The organism is Mesorhizobium sp. L2C066B000 (assembly GCF_000502335.1).
Classification (GTDB): Bacteria; Pseudomonadota; Alphaproteobacteria; order Rhizobiales; family Rhizobiaceae; genus Mesorhizobium.
The window spans coordinates 1-18,361 of record NZ_AYWZ01000030.1; the positions used below are offsets into that span (position 1 = coordinate 1).

14 protein-coding genes and 10 pseudogenes are annotated in these 18,361 nt (G+C 59.3%); 14 read left to right on the plus strand and 10 right to left on the minus strand.

The window, feature by feature from the left end:
- The 3 genes and pseudogenes from X733_RS0136195 to X733_RS0136200 all read right to left on the minus strand — a co-directional run.
- Window positions 1-455 (minus strand): TCP-1/cpn60 chaperonin family protein (locus X733_RS0136195; protein WP_031194276.1); only part of this gene is annotated, 455 nt, incomplete at its 3' end.
- 65 nt (window positions 456-520) lie between these two features.
- Window positions 521-610 (minus strand): annotated as a pseudogene (locus X733_RS1000000169090) (co-chaperone GroES); the annotation flags it as partial.
- Window positions 611-614: 4 nt separating this feature from the next.
- Window positions 615-893: pseudogene (locus tag X733_RS0136200) on the minus strand (co-chaperone GroES); the annotation flags it as partial.
- Between the two features lie 296 nt (window positions 894-1,189).
- Between X733_RS0136200 and X733_RS01000000166885 the strand changes: the two are divergent.
- Complete coding sequence (locus tag X733_RS01000000166885) at window positions 1,190-1,624, plus strand: hypothetical protein (protein ID WP_023820338.1); 435 nt, start codon at window positions 1,190-1,192, stop codon at window positions 1,622-1,624.
- A gap of 30 nt (window positions 1,625-1,654) precedes the next feature.
- Here X733_RS01000000166885 and X733_RS1000000171155 read toward each other — a convergent pair.
- A pseudogene (locus X733_RS1000000171155) lies at window positions 1,655-1,864 on the minus strand (hypothetical protein); the annotation flags it as partial.
- A gap of 71 nt (window positions 1,865-1,935) precedes the next feature.
- Here X733_RS1000000171155 and X733_RS1000000171160 point away from each other — a divergent pair.
- Window positions 1,936-2,212, plus strand: a pseudogene (locus tag X733_RS1000000171160) (alkene reductase); the annotation flags it as partial.
- Between the two features lie 164 nt (window positions 2,213-2,376).
- Here the strand turns inward: X733_RS1000000171160 and X733_RS137195 are convergent.
- Entirely contained in the window at window positions 2,377-3,351 is a 975-nt protein-coding gene (locus tag X733_RS137195; protein ID WP_023820340.1) for a LysR substrate-binding domain-containing protein, read from the minus strand.
- A gap of 164 nt (window positions 3,352-3,515) precedes the next feature.
- On the opposite strand from X733_RS137195, the gene X733_RS137190 reads away from it, so the two are divergent.
- The 7 genes and pseudogenes from X733_RS137190 to X733_RS137165 all read left to right on the plus strand — a co-directional run bounded on the left by X733_RS137190 (window position 3,516) and on the right by X733_RS137165 (window position 10,592).
- Window positions 3,516-4,985 carry a sugar ABC transporter ATP-binding protein gene (locus X733_RS137190; protein ID WP_023820341.1) on the plus strand — a complete coding sequence of 490 codons (1,470 nt, stop codon included), beginning with the start codon at window positions 3,516-3,518 and terminating at the stop codon, window positions 4,983-4,985.
- Window positions 4,982-5,978, plus strand: a pseudogene (locus tag X733_RS01000000166890) (ABC transporter permease). The gene X733_RS137190 and the pseudogene X733_RS01000000166890 overlap by 4 nt, the downstream one beginning before the upstream one ends.
- Window positions 5,979-6,000: 22 nt before the next feature.
- Window positions 6,001-6,963: a substrate-binding domain-containing protein gene (locus tag X733_RS137185; RefSeq protein ID WP_023820345.1), complete on the plus strand. Its 963-nt coding sequence runs from the start codon at window positions 6,001-6,003 to the stop codon at window positions 6,961-6,963.
- A 64-nt stretch (window positions 6,964-7,027) separates the two neighbouring features.
- Window positions 7,028-7,921, plus strand: a complete 894-nt coding sequence (locus tag X733_RS137180) for an amidohydrolase (RefSeq protein WP_031194278.1) — start codon at window positions 7,028-7,030, stop codon at window positions 7,919-7,921.
- 40 nt (window positions 7,922-7,961) lie between these two features.
- A complete protein-coding gene (locus X733_RS137175) occupies window positions 7,962-8,714 on the plus strand; it encodes an SDR family NAD(P)-dependent oxidoreductase (protein ID WP_031194279.1) in 753 nt (250 codons plus the stop codon).
- 19 nt (window positions 8,715-8,733) lie between these two features.
- Window positions 8,734-9,573, plus strand: a complete 840-nt coding sequence (locus X733_RS137170; protein WP_023820348.1) for a transketolase — start codon at window positions 8,734-8,736, stop codon at window positions 9,571-9,573.
- 62 nt (window positions 9,574-9,635) lie between these two features.
- A complete protein-coding gene (locus X733_RS137165) occupies window positions 9,636-10,592 on the plus strand; it encodes a transketolase family protein (RefSeq protein ID WP_245274555.1) in 957 nt (318 codons plus the stop codon).
- Between the two features lie 62 nt (window positions 10,593-10,654).
- Here X733_RS137165 and X733_RS1000000169105 read toward each other — a convergent pair.
- The 3 genes and pseudogenes from X733_RS1000000169105 to X733_RS1000000169975 all read right to left on the minus strand — a co-directional run.
- Window positions 10,655-10,848 (minus strand): annotated as a pseudogene (locus X733_RS1000000169105) (hypothetical protein); the annotation flags it as partial.
- Window positions 10,849-10,864: 16 nt separating this feature from the next.
- Entirely contained in the window at window positions 10,865-11,134 is a 270-nt protein-coding gene (locus X733_RS0136215; RefSeq protein WP_031194283.1) for a hypothetical protein, read from the minus strand.
- Between the two features lie 57 nt (window positions 11,135-11,191).
- Window positions 11,192-11,372, minus strand: a pseudogene (locus X733_RS1000000169975) (transposase domain-containing protein); the annotation flags it as partial.
- Between the two features lie 442 nt (window positions 11,373-11,814).
- Between X733_RS1000000169975 and X733_RS137160 the strand changes: the two are divergent.
- Entirely contained in the window at window positions 11,815-12,084 is a 270-nt protein-coding gene (locus X733_RS137160) for a DUF2285 domain-containing protein (RefSeq protein ID WP_023820352.1), read from the plus strand.
- Between the two features lie 326 nt (window positions 12,085-12,410).
- On the opposite strand, the pseudogene X733_RS1000000169110 reads toward X733_RS137160, so the two are convergent.
- Together X733_RS1000000169110 and X733_RS1000000169115 are read right to left on the minus strand one after the other, a co-directional pair.
- Window positions 12,411-12,688, minus strand: a pseudogene (locus tag X733_RS1000000169110) (transposase); the annotation flags it as partial.
- Window positions 12,689-12,732: 44 nt separating this feature from the next.
- Window positions 12,733-12,849, minus strand: a pseudogene (locus X733_RS1000000169115) (IS6 family transposase); the annotation flags it as partial.
- Between the two features lie 297 nt (window positions 12,850-13,146).
- On the opposite strand from X733_RS1000000169115, the pseudogene X733_RS01000000166895 reads away from it, so the two are divergent.
- The 4 genes and pseudogenes from X733_RS01000000166895 to X733_RS137140 all read left to right on the plus strand — a co-directional run bounded on the left by X733_RS01000000166895 (window position 13,147) and on the right by X733_RS137140 (window position 18,276).
- Window positions 13,147-13,738 (plus strand): annotated as a pseudogene (locus X733_RS01000000166895) (IS6 family transposase).
- Between the two features lie 237 nt (window positions 13,739-13,975).
- Window positions 13,976-14,989: a helix-turn-helix domain-containing protein gene (locus X733_RS137150; RefSeq protein WP_023820356.1), complete on the plus strand. Its 1,014-nt coding sequence runs from the start codon at window positions 13,976-13,978 to the stop codon at window positions 14,987-14,989.
- A gap of 90 nt (window positions 14,990-15,079) precedes the next feature.
- A complete protein-coding gene (locus X733_RS137145; protein ID WP_023820357.1) occupies window positions 15,080-15,922 on the plus strand; it encodes an enoyl-CoA hydratase/isomerase family protein in 843 nt (280 codons plus the stop codon).
- 203 nt (window positions 15,923-16,125) lie between these two features.
- Window positions 16,126-18,276, plus strand: a complete 2,151-nt coding sequence (locus tag X733_RS137140) for an acetate--CoA ligase family protein (RefSeq protein ID WP_023820358.1) — start codon at window positions 16,126-16,128, stop codon at window positions 18,274-18,276.
- Window positions 18,277-18,361 lie beyond the last annotated feature (85 nt).

Consider the following 18,361-nt stretch of genomic DNA (forward strand, 5'->3'; position numbering starts at 1 on the left):
GCCGAGATCGTGCCGACCTGGGCGACTTCCTCGGAGGTCTTGATCTTCTTGGCAGCCTTGCCGAGAGCCGCGACGACTTCGGTCACGGCCAGGTCGATGCCGCGCTTCAGGTCCATCGGGTTCATGCCGGCGGCAACGGCCTTGTGGCCTTCCTGGACGATCGACTGCGCCAGAACGGTCGCGGTCGTGGTGCCGTCGCCGGCGATGTCGTTGGTCTTCGAAGCAACTTCGCGGACCATCTGCGCGCCCATGTTCTCGAACTTGTCTTCAAGTTCGATTTCCTTGGCGACGGTGACGCCGTCCTTGGTGATGCGCGGGGCGCCGAACGACTTGTCGATGACGACGTTGCGGCCCTTGGGACCGAGCGTGACCTTCACCGCGTCGGCGAGGATGTTGACGCCGCGCAGCATGCGCTCACGGGCATCGCGGGAGAATTTTACGTCTTTGGCAGCCATGTTTTAGCTCCTGGCAGGGGCTCGGATAGAGCCCGAAAAATTCGAGTTGAGGGTGAGGCCGATAATCAGCCGATGATGCCCATGATGTCGGATTCCTTCATGATCAGAAGGTCTTCGCCATTGAGCTTGACTTCGGTGCCCGACCACTTGCCGAACNATGATGTCGGATTCCTTCATGATCAGAAGGTCTTCGCCATTGAGCTTGACTTCGGTGCCCGACCACTTGCCGAACAGGATGCGGTTGCCGGCCTTGACGTCCAAGGGGAGCAACTTGCCAGCTTCGTCACGGGCGCCCGAGCCAACAGCAATGATCTCGCCTTCCTGCGGCTTTTCCTTTGCAGTGTCCGGGATGATGATCCCGCCGGCGGTCTTGGATTCGGACTCGACGCGGCGAACGACCACGCGGTCATGCAGCGGCCGGAAATTCGACTTTGCCATTTTTGGATGTCCCTGGTGCGGAGGTTGAACGGCTGCCCGTTGCCGGAGCGTCGTTAGCACTCGTCAGTGGCGAGTGCTAACGTGGCGGTGAGATAGTCTGTAAGCTCATGCTAGTCAAGACGGAAGAGGGACGGGCGAAGATCAAAAATGGCGTGGCTCTGCGAGCGCAAGACGCCCTCACTGTTCGTGACTGCCTGTGACGGGCCTTAACACGCAAGCAAGTTGTAACGGGCTTGCAAAATTCGCAGAGCTTGGCGACAACGCGCTTCGCTAAATGGCCGGAGCACGGAGAGAACATGGTTTTCCGACTGAAGGAGCTGCTCGGCAAGAGGTTTGAGGAAGAAGTCCAATTCTTCAAAGGCTGGCAGAAGGACAAGAAGGGCGTGGGGGCTCTTATCCCCACTTCGATTTATGCGGCGCGCCGGATGGCAAGCGGGGTCAACCCGCGGTCCGGAATGCCGATCCTGGAGCTTGGCGCGGGAACCGGCGTCATCACCAAGGCAATCCTGGAGAGGGGCATTAAACCGCATCAGTTGGCGTCGGTCGAATACTCCAGAATTTCTACAACGGCCTGGTGCAACGCTTCTCGGGCGTGGACTTCAGATTGGGCAACGCATTCCAGTTTCATGAATGTCGCCTCCGCCTGTCGTCCAACCGATGCGCCCATTCCGGAACTTTCTTACCGCCGGCGAGCAATCCTGCAAAAGACACTTGCAAGCCTTTTGCCATGATCTGCAGCGTCGTCAATGTGACATTATTTTTCTGACGCCCGGTCCGAGGCGATCCTGCTCTTTCAGGGTGGTGAACGTTGACCGCGGCATCAGATGCTCGTCGATCGGCCGGAAGGATCGGCTGCCATCGACCCAAATATCTGCGGATCGGAGCCGAATTCGCAAAGCCGCTAGCGTTGCAATCTCATAGAGCCGGCGCTCGGGCTTCTCCTGCCCGAAGATTAGTTTTCGATCGGTCTGGTGAGCAACCTTGCGTCAATGTCGTGAGGCGGCTGGCCGCTATGCCCTTGCCTATGTCCACGTCATAAAAGGCGACAGGGGGAGCGCGGGATTTTCGGCAAGGCGAGCGGCCGTTCCACTAAATGGCGACGCTGTCAGCAACGGTGCCTGGCTGGTCAACAATGGCTATGACGGCAAGCTTGCTAAGACGGTGTTCGCGGAAGGCGGGCCGACCTGGTGGCCTTCGGCAAACTCTTCCTTGCCAATCCGAATCTCGTGCGCAGGCTCTGGGAAGGAGCCGAACTGAACACACCAGACAAGTCCACGTTCTATGGCGGCGGCGCCAAGGCCTATATCGACTATCCGGTTGGCGTGAATACGACTATATCCGCGCGCAGGGCAGGGCGCCTGCGCCTCCTGCTGGATGGTTTTTCGTCGTGGCTGAAATTCGATCGCTCTCGGATCGACTAGCAGCGCCTCCTCGGGATCAAACACCTAGCAGCCTGCTTTGTGCTGCGTGCCTTTCCAAAGTGCTATGTCGACGCGCCGAAGTGTGGCCGACGTTCGAAGGATATGCGATGCTCCTTCTCGGTCAAGAACCGGCGTGCCAGATCAGTATCGCGTTTGCCTACCCGTGACACCCATTCAGAAAACAGGCGAACCGCGCGTCGGTTCATATGCCGCGAAGGACAGACCAGCCAGTATCCCGGAAACTCGATGACCTCGAACTCGGTCGAGACCGGAACCAGAGAGCCCGACGCCAGGTCCTCGAATGCGATGGAAGTGCTTTCCAGGACCACGCCCGCCCCATCCTTCGCCAACTGGACAGACATCGACGACCGGTCGAAGCGATAGGGATAAGTCATGCGGGCGCCCAGGATACCGTTGCGCGGCAGCCAATAATCCCACCGGAAATAGGCCTTCACGCTGTCGATCAGTCTCGCATGGCGAATCTGTTCGCGCGGATCGGCCGAAAGTGCACGCAGTTCGGCAAGGTATGAAGGCGAACACATCGGCAGGATCAGGTCATTGATGACGCAGTTCGAGTAGAGATCGGCCCAGCCGCCGTCGCCATAACGCAGATCCAGATCGATAACCTCCGTTTCGAAGTCCGAGAAATTGGGCGTGGCGTCGACGCGCAAATTCCAGCTTGGATAGTCCTTGCTGAATTCGGCCAATCGAGGCGCCAGCCACTTCTCGCCAAAAGAAGGACTGACGCGAATGCTGAGCTGGGAGCTTTCATGCTGCCGCACGATGGCGTTTCGCACCTCGCGTATAGATTCGAACGCCTGGGTGGTGGTCTGGTACAGCCGTTCGCCGTCGATCGTCAGGGAGAGATGGCGCTTTTCGCGCTGAAAGAGCCGCACCCCGAGTTGGTGTTCAAGCAGCCGCAACTGCTGGCTAACCGCCGACGGTGTCACCCGCAATTCTTGCGCAGCCTTGGCCACGCCGCCAAGCCGCGCAACCGCCTCAAAATGGGTCATCGAATTGAACTTGAGATTTGACATCGATCTAGTCAGTTAAGCTCAGCTACACAGAATGTTAAGAAACGAGAATTGAGCCGAATGTCAATCGGTCGCATGATCTGGTGGTCTCAGGGAGGAGATGCAGAATGGAAGCGGGTTCAGCCCAAAGCTTGGGTGCCGGCAACGTGCCGGGAGTTGGACAGGCATTGAGCAGGAAGCTCCTGATCGAAGCTTCCAATGTCGAGAAGAACTACGGCGCGACACAGGTCCTTCGGGGGGTGAGTTTTCAGGTTCGGGCTGGCGAAATCCACGCGCTCCTAGGCGGCAACGGCGCCGGCAAAAGCACTCTCATCCGCATCATCACGGGGCTGACCTCACGCGATGCCGGCGACATTGGCTTCGCCTCGTCGAAGGCCGGCCACACCAGCCCGATCATCGCGGTGGTACATCAGGAGCTGGCGCTGTTGCCCGAGCTGTCGGTCGCGGAAAACATCGGCATTGTGCATGCAAGGTCGGGCTGGTCGCAGATCAGCCGTCGCCGCATGCGCGAAATTGCGCTTGATGCCCTGCGCCTGATCGACCCGGCGATCGGCGAAGAGATCATTGATCTGCCAGCACGCAAATTGTCCCTCCACGAAGGCCAGATCGTCGAGATCGCTCGTGCCCTTTCCACCGGAGCCGAAGTGCTGCTCCTTGACGAGCCCACGGCCAATCTCACCGCCGGCGAGACGGCCAAACTCTTCTCGGTATTGAAGCGGTTGGTGCGCGAGGAAGGCATGGGCATCGTCTTTGTTTCGCACCGTATGCGGGAAATCCGCGAGCTATGCGATGTCTGCACGATCTTGCGCGATGGCGTCACGATCGCGAATGCAACGCCCCTTGCCTCGCTTGGCGACGCCGAGATCGTCCGGCAGATGGGACAACCCGCGCAGCGTCCGGCAACGCAGCGAAACGCACAAAAGGACCTCCAACAGGGCGGACCAATCGAGCTGCTGGGTCCAGACAACGTCAGGATCGCGATTTCGTCCGGCACCATCCTGGGATTGGCCGGCTCACCCGCGGGTCCGAGCGGTCTCATAGCTCCCCTTGTCGGCGCGGGACCCGGAGCCGGTTGGCGCCTTTCCGGCGAGGGTTTTGCGGACCGCTTCTCGTCTCCAGCGGCAGCGGCGCGCGCTGGTATCGGCTTCGTCTCAGGCGACCGAGCCACCAAGGGCATCCTTTCGCAGCTTCCCATCGTCGACAACGTGCTTGCAGCGCGCAGGGTGCGCGAGAAGCGGCGCATCGTTGCGGCGGCCGAAAGGCAGGAATGTCGTGGCCTGGTTTCGGCGCTGAAGTTGAAAGCCGGCTCGATCTGGGATCTGCCGGCTTCGCTGTCCGGCGGCAACCAGCAGAAGCTTCTCGTCGCACGCTGGCTTGGACTGCCGCTCAAGATGGTGGTGCTGGAAGAGCCGACCCGAGGCGTCGACATCGGCACCAAGCACGACATCTACGCCTTGATCCGGGAGATGGCAGACGCCGGCGCGATCATCATCTGGTGGTCGACCGAGAACGTCGAACTGCTCGAGCTTTGCGACGCCATTTTCGCCTTCGACACCGATGGGCGGCCAAAGGGATTTCTGCCTGAAGAACGCTACACCGAAGGCGGGCTCGCCGAACTGACGGGGATGGCGGCATGACCGACGCAACCAACGGCGCCACGACAAACGACAAAGGCCGGGTCACCAGGTCCCGCGTCCCAGCAGTTCTTTTATCCTATCGCACGGAAGCCGCGATTGCCGGGGCAATTGTTGTCCTGCTGCTGGCCGTCGGCATGTTCGTGCCCGCCGCACTCAGCATGGGCAACGTCCAAAACATCATCCAGGCCGCCGCGCCTCTCATCATCATGTCGCTCGGTGTTTTGCTGGTCGTCATTACCGGCGGAATCGATCTTTCCGTCGGATCAGTCTTTTCCCTGACCGGAATGGTGACCGCGCTGGCGATGGCCAATGGCGCTGACGGACTGACCGCGAGTGCTGCCGGCCTGGCGGTCGGTCTTGTGTTCGGCTCGATCAATGGCCTTCTGGTCACGGTCGTCGGGCTCGCGCCTTTCGTCGTCACGCTCATCACCTACGCAGTGGCGGGCAGCCTTGCCTTCATCGTCACCAATGGGCGTTCGATGCCGATCGGCGTCCCGGATTTCTGGCTCCTGAATTCCGGCGAGATCGTTCCCGGCATGCCCAACCATCTTCTATTCTGCATCTTCCTGATGGTCCTGCTGGAATACGCCTTGCGCAAGGTCGTCCTTGGACGCTGGTTCTATGCTGTCGGTTCATCGGCAATTGCTGCTCGGCATTCCGGTTCTGCGCATCAAGTTCGCGGCCTATGTCGTATCGAGCCTGCTTGCTTCTTTCGCCGGGCTGTTGACCGTCAGCTACATCCTCAACGCCGAAGCGATGGCAGGGGCCAGCCTCATGCTGCAGGCGATTGCCGCCGTCGTCATCGGCGGGGCCAGCCTCTTTGGCGGAACAGGCAGTGCCATTGGCGCTGTGCTGGGCGCTCTGATGATCACCTGCATCCAGAACGGCGTGAATCTCATCGGCGTGAACAGCTTCTGGCAAGGCTCGGTCACCGGCGCCGCAATCCTGCTCGCGGTTCTGATCGACCGCTTCAGCAACAAGAACCGCATCTAGATCATCAACGGGAGGAACCAAGATGAAAATGAAGACCATCCTGCTTGCGGCAATGGCCGCGGCCGCACTAACCAGCGCGTCATACGCTGAAGACAAGAAGACCGTAGCCTACATCGCCCCATCGCTGGACATCTCATACTGGCAATGGGTCGGCTACGGCGTGAAGGAGAAGGCCAAGGAACTTGGCATGGACTATGTCGAGTATTCGTCGGAGAATTCACCCGCCAAGCAGATGGACAATGCCAGGACAGCCGTCACCAAAGGTGTCTCGGCCATTGTGATCGGGCCCGTCAGCTCGACGTCGACACCGCCGCTGCTCGACTATTTGGCGAAGCAGAAGGTGCCGATCGCCTTTGCCGGCATCGGGCCACAGCCGGGCCCCACGAACTATACGTCCTCGGTCACCGCGAACAACTATGAGACCGGCAAGGCGCAGGGGAAATTCACTTGCGACCTCGCCAAGGAGCGTGGCGGCAACAAGGTTGGCATGCTGTCCCTGCCGCAGGACCGGGAGAATGCCCAGAAGTACCTCAAGGGCGCCAAGGAGGCGTTTGCAGCCGACGGCTGCGACCTCGTCCAGATGCTAGAGACCCGGGGCCTAACCATAAACGAAGCCGTCACCCAGGCCAACGACCTGTTGACCGCCAATCCCGACGTCAAGGCCATCTATGGGATGTATGACGAAGCCGGGACCGGCGCCGCCAAGGTGGTCGAGACCCGGGGGCTGACCGGCAAGATCGGCATTACCGTCGCCGACGGCTCGCCAACCACGATCGCGCTGCTGAAGAAGGGAGCGATCCAGGGCATCTTCTTCCAGGAGGCGGTGGGACAGGGCATCGACGGCACCCAGCAGGTCTACAATGCGCTGACGGGCGCGCCGGTGACCCAGGACATGGCCTTGGTCATGCCTCTCGTGACTGCCGACAAGGTCGACAGTCCGGAGGCCAAGAAGGTCATCGCTCGCGTGTTCCCGCCCAGCAACTGACCGCCACCTAATGGACCCGCCGGCCATGCCGGCGGGTCCAGACCCCGAGCGAGGAATACCGACCGTGGCCGAGCTGCCGTTTATCGATCCGCACCATCATCTGTGGGACCTGGAGGCCAATTACTATCCGTGGCTAACCGACGGGGTTAAGCCGTCGGCCTTCGGCGACTACGAGGCGATCCGCAAAAGCTACCTTCTCGACGACTACCTAGAAGACGCCAGGAACCAGAACCTGGTGAAATCTGTGCATCTGGATGTGGGGTTCGATCCCAGCGATCCGGTCGGGGAAACCCGCTGGCTGCAAGAGATCGCGAATAAACGGGGCTTCCCTCACGGCATCGTCGGCTATGCCGACCTATCCAAACCCGATGTGGGCGACCTTCTCGATCGGCACATGGAGTATCCGAACTTCAGGGGTATCCGGCAGTCGATGAATTACCATCCCGACCCGGCCAAGACCTATCAGGCTCGGCCGGAAGTGAGCCGGACGCCACAATGGCGACGGGGGTTTGGCGAACTGGCGAAACGCCGGCTGAGTTTCGACCTGCAGCTCTACTACCCACAAATGGGCGAGTTCCTAGAGCTCGCGCGCGACTTTCCCGACGTCCAGATCATTCTCAACCACACCGGCATGCAGGTCGACGGCCCCGAGCATTTTGGCGCCTGGAAAAAAGGCATGCACCAGTTGGCGCAAGCGCCGAATGTCGCGTGCAAGATATCGGGCCTGGGCATGGGCGACTGGAAATGGACCGTGGCGACGATCCGTCCCTATGTCGAAGAGGCAATCGCGGCCTTCGGCGTCGGCCGCTGCATGTTCGCGACAAACTTTCCGGTCGACAAGCTGTTCTCGAGCTTCGACGCCATCGTGAACGCATTCAAGGAGATCACGCGAGGCTACACGCACCAGGAGCGGCTCGCGTTGTTCCACGACAACGCCGCCAGATACTACCGGCTCTAGATCATCCGCCGAAACAGTTGAAACAGCAGGAGACTTTGAGATGTTGCTGAAGGGCAAGGCCGTGGTGATTTCGGGTGCAGCCAGCCCTCGGGGAATTGGCCGCTCCACGGCAACGTTGATGGCGGAGCACGGGGCACGCGTTGCAATACTCGACCTCGATGAGGAGCAAGCTCGAAACGCAGCCGTGTCGCTCGGTGCCGAGCACATCGGCCTTGCCTGCGACGTCACCGACCTCGACGCCTGCAAGAGGGCGGCGGCACAAGTGACAGAGACCTTCGGCAAGGTCGACGTGCTCTGCAACAATGCGGGCGTCACGCAGCCGGTAAAGACACTGGATATCGGCCCCGCGGATTGGGACCGCATCCTTGATGTCAATCTGCGCGGCGTCCTCTATGTCAGCCAGGCCTTCATCCCGTATATGCGCGAAAATGGCGGCGGCTCGATCATCTGCATGTCGTCGGTTTCCGCGCAACGCGGCGGCGGCATCTTCGGTGGCCCGCACTATTCGGCTGCCAAGGCGGGCGTGCTCGGGCTCGCCAAGGCCATGGCGCGCGAATTCGGGCCCGACCGCATCCGCGTCAACTGCGTCACGCCGGGCCTGATCCAGACCGACATCACCGGTGACAAGCTGACCGACGCCATGCGCTCCGACATCATCAAGGGTATTCCGCTCAGCCGGCTGGGCGACGCCCGCGACGTCGCCGGCGCCTATCTCTTTCTGGCGTCCGATCTGGCCAGCTACATCACCGGCGCCGTGATCGACGTCAACGGCGGGATGCTGATCCATGGCTGAGGGGACAACGGATCTTGAGATGCCTCGCGCCGGCAGCAATGTCAGCCTTGCCGAACGAGCCTATCGGATCCGGCGACATGCCGTGCGGATGGGTCAAGTCCAGGGCCAAGGTTACGTCGGTCAGGCGCTCGGTGTCGCCGATGTGCTTGCCGTCGCCTATTTCCATGCGCTTCGTTACCGGCCGCAGGACACGTTGTGGGAGGGACGCGATCGCTTCCTGCTATCGATCGGACACTATGCGATCGCGCTCTACGCGGCTCTGATCGAAGCGGGCGTGCTGCCGGAGGAAGAGCTCGAAACCTATGGCAGCGACGATAGCCGCATGCCGATGTCCGGCATGGCGGCATACACGCCCGGCATGGAGATCACCGGGGGCTCGCTCGGTCATGGCCTTGGCATTGCCGTCGGCATGTGCCTGGGACTGAAACGCAAGCAGAGCGACAGTTTCGTCTACAATCTTTTGTCCGACGGCGAGCTCGGCGAGGGCTCGACCTGGGAAGCCACGATGTCGGCCGCGCACCATAGGCTCGACAATCTCATTGCGATCGTCGACTTCAACAACCAGCAGGCCGATGGTCCATCGACGGCCATGCTTTCCTCCGAGCCGGTAACCGACAAGTTCGAGGCGTTCGGCTGGTATGCACAGCGCGTCGACGGCAACGACCTCGAAGCGGTACGGGTGGCCTTCGACCAGGCACGCGAACTTAAGGAACCTCGCCCGCGCGTCATTGTCTGCGATACCCGTATGGCGAAGGGCGTGCCGTTCCTGGAAACCCGCGACATCACGCATTTTATCCGCGTCGAACCGCACGAATGGGCGCTGGCGCTCGAAGCTTTGGAAAAGGGACGTCCGCAGTGAGGTTGTCAAAGTTCGCACCGCGCCACGCCGCCAATGCCGGTGAGCGCAAGACCACATCGGCGATGATCGCGTCGATCGCGCCCGATGGCGTACCGACACGCAATGCGCCGTTCGGGCACACACTGGCCAGACTGGCGCATCAGCGGCCCGGAATAGTTGGCCTGACGGCAGACCTCGCGAAATACACCGATCTCCATATCTTCGCACAGGAGCATCCGGACCGCTTCTATCAGATGGGCATGGCGGAGCAGGTGCTCATGAGCGCCGCCGCCGGCCTGGCGCGGGAGGGTTTTACGCCCTTCGCCACGACCTACGCGGTCTTCGCATCGCGACGTGCCTACGATTTCATCTGCATGGCGATCGCCGAGGAGAAACTCAATGTGAAGATCGTCTGCGCCTTACCGGGGCTGACGACCGGTTATGGCCCCAGCCACCAGGCGACAGAGGACATCGCGATCTTCCGCGGCATGCCGAACCTGACGATCATCGACCCTTGCGACGCGCTCGACATCGAACAGGCTACGGAGGCGATCGCGGACTACAACGGACCGGTCTACATGCGGCTTTTGCGCGGTAAGGTTCCTGTCGTGCTCGACGAATACGACTATACATTTGAAATCGGCAAGGCGCGAATGCTGCGCGAGGGCGCGGACGTACTGTTCATTTCCAGCGGCCTGATGACCATGCGCGCGCTGGAGGCCGCGAAGGCGCTTGAAGCCGACAGGATTGGCTGCGCCGTTCTGCACGTTCCGACGATCAAACCTCTGGATAAGGAGGCGATACTCGCTGCCGCGCGCCGTTCGGGACGGCTGGTGGTGGCGGCGGAGAACCACACCATCATTGGTGGCCTTGGCGAAAGCGTTGCCGCGCTGCTGATGCGCGAGAGAGTGTCCCCAGTCTTTCGACAGATCGCCCTGCCCGACGAGTTCCTCGATGCTGGCGCGCTGCCGACGCTTCACGATCGCTACGGGATCTCAACTTCCGAGCTCGTGCGCCGCGTCCGCACCTGGAGCAAATGAGAAGTAAGAGCTGTCCCATGCAACAGTTGAGCCATCTACTTGAACTTTGACAGGCTGACGGTATCCGGAAGGGTCCGCCGCTTCTCGGCATAGAGCCGTTTCAGCAGCGAAATCGCCGCAAGAGGGGATCGTGGCGGCGCGCTGAGCGGAACGTGAACGCCTGCAGGAACGCACCGGCATACTTGTTGACGGTCGCATATTGCTCGGCCGCTAAGGTCAATAGCGACGCCTCCTTGTCCTCGACCATCGACTCAAGCGTAACCGCCTGATTGCTACCGCGGAGATTTTGCTTTGATGCGAGCGACGAGCAGCTCGTCGTCAACAAAGCTGTCGAGGAAGTCGTTCCATTCTTGGGGTGAGCGGCGGGCGTCTTTGAGCATCTGCTCCAATTCGTCCATGCCGTCGTCTGTCAGTGCGGTCACGGATTCGTCGTCTCCGGTGTACACGGAGATGATGCTGCCGTAGCTCAGATTATCATCGTTGGAGACGATTGCCTGAAGAAGCTCCGGGTCCTCTTCGAGGATTTCGGCAACAAATTTGATCGTACGGACGCGGTGACTGTCGCCATCAGGCTGCCTTGCGTCGATTGTGGTGATCGCCGACCAGTTCCACGGAAGCAATTCGTCTAACCGATTGATCTTGTGATCGTGGATGCGATCGAGCACGTCAGCCAGATATGCCTGCGGATCAAGACCATTCATCTTTGCCGTCTCGATGATCGTCAATGGCGCGTGCCAAGGTCTCCGCTCCCGTATCGGCTCCCGCGAAGAGCCAGTTCCGTCACCGAACTTGGGCGCAAGCACGGTTATGACGCGGGTTACCCCTCGGGAAGAGGCGGGTGCGGAATGTGGCTTCGGTAGAGATGTGGCGTCGGCCGCCGCAGGCCGTCTGGCGCAGGCCATCCTTAACCGAGAAACGAACCTCATGAGAATTCTGCGGCCGCTCCACAGAAGCGATATCTATTTCTCTCGTCACTGCCTTGCCACGCAGGTGTTGGGCGTCGCCTGTCGCCTCTTTCGCGGCCGGCCGAGCGCCAGCAAATAGACATCGTACCCCTTTTCTTTTGACCATGCGTTGACGCTTCTGCACCGCCGCTCCTCGATCGGCGCTTGCGAACCATGATCGGGATGTTATCTTAGGGACGATATTCCCCATCCGCTTGGTTAGGCTGTCCAAAAGAAATTCTCGTTCTTCCGATTACATACTTCCGGAGCTCGATGTCATGGCAAAATACCCCGACGTTGGACCAGGCTTCAAAGATGAAGTCCTTTGGGCCGACAGCCTGACCGCCTACGACAAGGAGCACTTCACGACCTACTTGAGGTTCCTGGATGCGGGCGCCGACGACGCCAGCTATGAGGAGATGGCGCAGATCATCCTCGGCATCGATCCGGTGCAAGAACCGGAGCGCGCGCGGAAAGCCGCGCGAAGCCATCTCGATCGGGCGAACTGGATGGTGACTACCGGTTACAAGGAATTGTTCGCCGGATGAGGGCGAACGGGACGGTGACACGCTCCGGGTCAGACACCTCCACGGCGTGCGCCATAAGAGCGGTTTGAGGGCCGGGGCTGCGGGAATTCGGGGCAGGTCCATCACAAGGCTTAGCTGGCCATCCAGGGAAAATGCTGCTTTGCTCGCGATCCAGTATCTTTTTTTATGACTTTGAATACGCTTGGCGGTCTTGGGACCGTCATCATCGCACTTTTCCATCCTGATCGATGGGCACCTGCCGCCGAGATTTCCGGCTGCGGCGGCCGACGGCAGCCGCCATCTCCAGCGCTCTGGTTCCCAAGCTTCGGCAGCCTTAGGGCTAAGACTCATAACCAGTAGCTGACGGTTGCAGCGATGCAGACGCGGCGAGGAAGTTGCGGGCGAGCCGATCGTAGCGAGTTGGGATGCGACGGAAGTCCTTGATGCGACAGAACATGCGCTCAATCGCATTGCGGTCCTTGTAGAGGAAGGGCGAGAAACAATTCTTCCATTTTCGGTTCGCCTTGGGCGGGATATTGGCGAAGGCGCCGCGTCCGCGAACCTGCTCCCGGATGGCATTGCTGTCATAGCTTTTGTCGGCATGCAGGATTGGCGGCTCTGTCGCAATTCCGGGATGTGGACGGGAAGAGCGTCGCCTGGAAGCATTGATCAGGCGGTGAGCATTTCGAATTGCTCGGCAATTGACGGACTCGGATTGTAGGCGAACCTCGCCTGTCGCTTTCGCATCATGTGGACCAGCTCGATGCCGGAGAGGGTGATCTGGGCATTCTCAATGACCGAGAGGACGAGCGCGAGCAGAAGCGGGTTGGCGTAGGCTTTGACGAGCGACTGCTCGTTGATCTGGTCGCGGGTCGCCGCCGTATAGGCCTGCGGATAGACGTTCTTGAGCAGTCCCTCCTGGTCGGCGCCGACCTGTTCTCCCGAGAAGACGAAGCTGGGCCTGTTTCCGGATGTGTCGCAAACTTTTCGGTAACTTGACTGGGGCATGACAGCTCTTCGATTTTCGGGGAGCGCTCAATGTTCAAAGGCAGGCACTTCGATCAATCCGTGATCCTTCAGTGAGTGCGGTGGTATCTGGCCTACAATCTGAGCTTGCGTGATCTGGAAGAGATGATGGCCGAGCGAGGCCTGAACGTCGACCACTCCACCGTGCATCGTTGGGTCGTCCACTTCTCGCCCCAGCTTCTGGAGCGTTTCAACAAACGCAAGCGGACCGTCACCGGCAAGTGGCATATGGACGAGATCTATATCAAGGTTCGCGGCCGTTGGATGTACCTTTACCGCGCCACCGGCCAAACGCTTCCTGCGCAAGGCGCTTGCCCATCATGGACGCCCGAACAGCATCGTCGTCGAGGGCAGTCAGACCAATCGTGAGGCAATCATTTCCTGCGATACTGAAAGCCGTCTGCGGGAGCGATCACACAAACCACCGATCCATATCCGCAAGAGCCAATACCTCAACAATCGGATCGAACAGGATCAACGGCGCATCAAGCGCCGCGTTCGATCCATGCTCGGCTTCAAGTCTATGGAGAATGCCCAGATCACCCTCTCCGGCATCGAGCTGGTCCACATGATGCGAAAGCGACAGGCGAGGTTCGCCTACAATCCGAGTCCGTCAATTGCCGAGCAATTCGAAATGCTCACCGCCTGATCAATGCTCCCAGGCGACGCTGTTCCCGTCCACATCCCGGAATTGCGACAGAGCCCAAATAGATCCAATGGCTAAAATTGTGAAGTCAGCGGCGAACGGCGCACAGCGTGGCCGCTTCGTCGGCACCAAGCTTGGGACTATCTCCGGCCGCGAGTTAGACGAAATGAGGGTGCTCCGATCGCTTGCGATTTTTATCAACCGGGCCCCGTCACTTAGCCCATCACCGTAGGTCGCGACATGGACGCTTTACCCCAAAAGCTTGCAATCGGATTTATTCTCGCCCGCTCGTTCACGCTTTCGGCTTTTGCGCTCTTCGTCGATACAATCCGCCTGGCAAGCGATGAACTGGACCATTCAGGGCGTGTAACCGCGGACTGGCAAGTCATGAGCAGCAGCCGCAACCTCATTACCTCGAGTTGCGGTATTGGCGTCGCTCCCACGTCACCGTTCGTCGACCCAAGCCGATTTCAGTATATCGTCGTGGTCGGAGGTCTTCTCAATGATGAGAATCCGGTCGATCGCGAGACCGTCGATTTTCTCAAACGAGCAGCAGTCGCCAAGGTGCCGCTCATCGGCGTCTGTACGGGATCGTTCGTTTTGGCCGCAGCAGGATTGCTGCGATATCATCAGACCTGCGTAAGCTGGCTGCACATAAAGGAGTTCCGCGAACGATTTCCGGACAATCCCGTCCGCGCGGACTGTATTTTCAATCTCGATCGCAGGCGCGGTTCTTGCGTCGGCGGCACCAGTGCCGCGGATATCGCGGCTACGCTGGTGCGACGCCACATCAGCGGACGGGCCGAACGGAACGCACTCGAGGTTCTTCAGATTGATCAGGCCAGACCGGCAGTGCACATCCAGCCTCGGCGGCCTCTGTTTAGAGATTTCACCAACATCCACGTCAAGGTTGCGCTCATGACCATGGAGCAAAACCTCGACGGGATGACGATTGAAGATCTGGCGGCAAGCATCGGTGTCTCGCGGCGGCAGCTCGAGCGAGTCTTCATAGAAACAACGGGGTTGTCCCCGGCGCAAGCCTTCAAACAGATCCGCATGGATTACGCCAAGCGAATGATCTCAAAGACGAGGGCTTCAAACATTGAAGTCGCGCTGGAGGTTGGCCTGAAGAATGCTTCTCATTTCACGAGAAGCTTTAAAAGAGTGCATGGCCAAACACCATCCCAGGTAAGGGGCAGTTCAGGGGTTTCCGACATCACCGATGCCGAAGTTCGTGCTTTCGCTGTCCGGTAGGCAGTCGGCTTCTGGACAGGCGTACCGTTACAGCACTGCGCGAGCCGAGATAGACGGCTGCTCAAAGGTTAACCGCTAAAGGAGAGAGTGATGGAGATAATTTCCCACGAAACGACCGAGTACGAGCACCTCCTTTATGAGGTCGATGAGGAACACGTTTGCTGGCTGACTCTGAACCGGCCAGACAGCATGAACGCCATGAATGAGCGCCTGCTTGCTGAATTCCGGGCCGGGCTCCTTCGTGCCGACTTTGATGACAATGTACATGTGATCGTTGTTCGGGGTGCCGGCCGGGGATTCTGCGCCGGCCACGACCTCTATGAGGACACGACCGACGATCGTTCGTCGATCTACGGATATCGCATGAAGTATTTTCGTCAGTTTGATCAATTCACCACACCTTGGACCATCAGCAAACCGGTTATAGCGTCCGTTCATAAGTTCGCGATCGGGAAGGGATTTGAGCTTGCCCTCTTTTGCGACATAACCATCGCCTCTTCAGATACGAAGATTGGCTACAACGAAGTTCGCTACGGCATTTCAGGTCATTGCATGTTCATGCCCTGGTTAGTGAACATGAAGACTGCAAAGGAGCTTCTGCTCACAGCGCGCGACGTGTCGGCGGAAGAAGCCAAAGTGATGGGATTGATCACTGAAGTAGTGGCGCCCGAGGACCTCCATGAAGCCACGCGCCGGAAAGCCACGCTCATGGCACGAATGCCGCCCGACATGCAACGAATGCACAAGATGTATCTCAATCGCGTTTACGAAATGCAGGGGCTCAAAGGCGCGACCGACTACTATCTTGAGCTGATGTCAATGCTTGGTGTGCAGCCGGTTCCCGAATATGCCGAGTTCACCAAGATGACAGCTGAAAAGGGTTTGAGAGCGGCGTTGGACCACGCTCAAGCGCGATATGAAGGGTTCGACTGACGATTACGCTGGGCTCAGGCAATCGCCGCCGAGCTTAAGCAAGTTGATCCTCCGCGGGGTACTTCGCAGGAGGATCATCGAAGGTCGCGTCGGTTTGAGAATGATCTGCGAGTCGTCTTCCGACGCAACATCTATCAGCGCGCCGAGAAAAGTAGAGGACCTAAATGCATAGTAAAGCTGGCCGCACACAAACCCAGAGTGCCATGGATCCAGGCGTTAACAGCCATACCGCTCCCGGCACCAAGCGTGAGCGCCTCAAGCGCATGCTCACACCCCAAAGTGCGGTGTTCATCGGTGGGCCGTTTATGACGACTGCTATTGATTACTGCCGAGCGATCGGTTTCCAAGGTCGCCTTCATGTTGTCAATCCGCGACGGGCTGAGATCGCCGGCATTCCCTGCGTGCCAAATGTCGCAAGCCTGCCGGAAATACCAGACGTGGCGTATGTGGCAGTTCCAAATACCAGCGTCGTCGAACTCATCCGAGAGCTTTCGCAGTTCGGCGTCGCAGGCGTAATTTGTCACACTGCCGGCTTCTCCGAAATGCACGGTGGGGAACAATATCAGCAGGCACTTGTGGAAGCAGCGGGCGCCATGCCGGTCTTAGGTCCCAACTGTCCTGGTATGGCGAACTTTCTTGATCGCTCAGCCTTCATGATGGACCATTTTGGAAATCATGAAGGAATTGGTGGTGTGGCTCTCATCAGCAGCGGTGGGTCTTATCTTCTGGATATTGGCTATGCCGACCGATCGCTGCCCGTGTCGTACTCGGTTGGACTTGGCAATCAGGCAATGGTCTCTGCCGCGGATGTCATGAATGCGATCTTGGATGATGCCCGGGTCTCCGCCATCAATCTCTACCTCGAGGGTATCCCAGATCCGGTAGCGCTAGCGGCCGCAGGTCTCAAGGCGGCGCGCAAAGGAATTCCGGTGGTGGTCCTCAAGGGTGGTCGCACTACCGCAGGCCGTCGAGCTGCCCAGTCGCACACTGCCTCTCTAGCGGGCGACGACGTTGTCATGTCGGCCTTGTTTCGGCGACTGGGGTTTGTCCAAGTGCGTTCAGCCACTGAAGCAATGGAAACGCTCAAGATGCTGATGTTCGCGCCCCGCGTGCGTGGCCGGCGGACGGCACTGGCCTCTAGTGGCGGTACGTATGCGGTTCAAGGTGGCGATATGGCAGAGGCTCACGGCTTAGACTTGCCACCACCATCGACATCCGCATGTGTCGAAATGGAGAAGTACTTGCCCGCTCTTGTGCATCCGGCTAATCCGCTTGACATCTCCTTTGCTCATTACGACTCTGTGGAGCAAAATGTAAACATTTATAAGTCATTCTTGTCGGATGATTACGACTTGGCTCTTATGGTTATGTGCTATCCACCAGATGGTGGATTTGATCCAGCGGGCTGGGACATAACGTCTAATGCTTTCGCCCAAGCCGCGCGCGAGCGGGGAATACCTGCAGCGTTCATCAACACTGTACCCGAAGAACTGCGCAGAAAAGTTCGGGAGCGGATGATCGGCGAGAGTTTGGTTCCGCTGATGGGTTTGGAAGACGGCATGCGCGCCGTGGCAAATGCCATACGCTTTTCGGAGCTCACCGCCGAGCTTTCTCAACGTGCTGATGAGGAGATCGCCCTGCGTGAATACAAGAGCGGCCTCACAGAGGGGGCAGCTCTCGGCGAGGCTTCCGCCAAAGCTGAATTGGCTCGCGCGGGCATTTCTGTCCCGCACAGCGTTATTGTTAAACATGATCAAACGGATGGGTTGGACACGCTCGTATTTCCGGTGGTCGTCAAAGCGCTTAGTGCGGAGCTGGCGCACAAGAGCGAGCTGGGAGCCGTGGTGCTCCGTCTCGGCACACCAGACGCGGCGTGGCAAACCGTACGCGCGATGGCCGAAAAGTTGGATCAAAGCGTCCCTCACCTCTTCATTCGCAACTTCTTGGTGGAAGAAATGGTGAAGGATGGAGTCGGCGAGCTGCTTGTGGGAATACGCCGAGTCGACCCGATGGGCCTGGCTCTCACCATCGGTATGGGCGGTACGGATGCTGAACTTCTGCGGGATACGGCAACACTCCTTTTGCCGGTTTCGCATGCGAGCATTGGCGCGGCCCTGCGCAGCCTCAAGCTGTTTCCATTGCTTGACGGCTGGCGCGGTCGAGCAAAAGGCGACGTGGACGCAGCTATTGACGCCATCCAAAAGTTCGCGGCGTTCGCGATCGCCAACGAGGACCGCTTCATCGAAGCCGAAATCAACCCGCTGATCGTATGCCCACAGGGCCAAGGCGCAGTTGCTGTCGATGCGGTAATGCGACTTGCCGAAAACCGGTATCCACTCAGCCTAACGACTTGAGCAATCCCAACAGAGGAATTCACCAATGGGCGTTCTCAGCGGGGTGAAGATTATTGAAATGGTCGGGCTTACAACGCCGTCGGCG

Excerpts from the sequence above, each read along its gene's own strand:
- X733_RS01000000166885 (WP_023820338.1), top strand. The coding sequence starts at position 1,190 with ATGGTTTTCCGACTGAAGGAGCTGCTCGGCAAGAGGTTTGAGGAAGAA.
- X733_RS137195 (WP_023820340.1), bottom strand. The coding sequence starts at position 3,351 with ATGTCAAATCTCAAGTTCAATTCGATGACCCATTTTGAGGCGGTTGCG.
- X733_RS137185 (WP_023820345.1), top strand. The coding sequence starts at position 6,001 with ATGAAAATGAAGACCATCCTGCTTGCGGCAATGGCCGCGGCCGCACTA.
- X733_RS137175 (WP_031194279.1), top strand. The coding sequence starts at position 7,962 with ATGTTGCTGAAGGGCAAGGCCGTGGTGATTTCGGGTGCAGCCAGCCCT.
- X733_RS137170 (WP_023820348.1), top strand. The coding sequence starts at position 8,734 with ATGCCTCGCGCCGGCAGCAATGTCAGCCTTGCCGAACGAGCCTATCGG.
- X733_RS137165 (WP_245274555.1), top strand. The coding sequence starts at position 9,636 with ATGATCGCGTCGATCGCGCCCGATGGCGTACCGACACGCAATGCGCCG.
- X733_RS137160 (WP_023820352.1), top strand. The coding sequence starts at position 11,815 with ATGGCAAAATACCCCGACGTTGGACCAGGCTTCAAAGATGAAGTCCTT.
- X733_RS137150 (WP_023820356.1), top strand. The coding sequence starts at position 13,976 with ATGGACGCTTTACCCCAAAAGCTTGCAATCGGATTTATTCTCGCCCGC.
- X733_RS137145 (WP_023820357.1), top strand. The coding sequence starts at position 15,080 with ATGGAGATAATTTCCCACGAAACGACCGAGTACGAGCACCTCCTTTAT.
- X733_RS137140 (WP_023820358.1), top strand. The coding sequence starts at position 16,126 with ATGGATCCAGGCGTTAACAGCCATACCGCTCCCGGCACCAAGCGTGAG.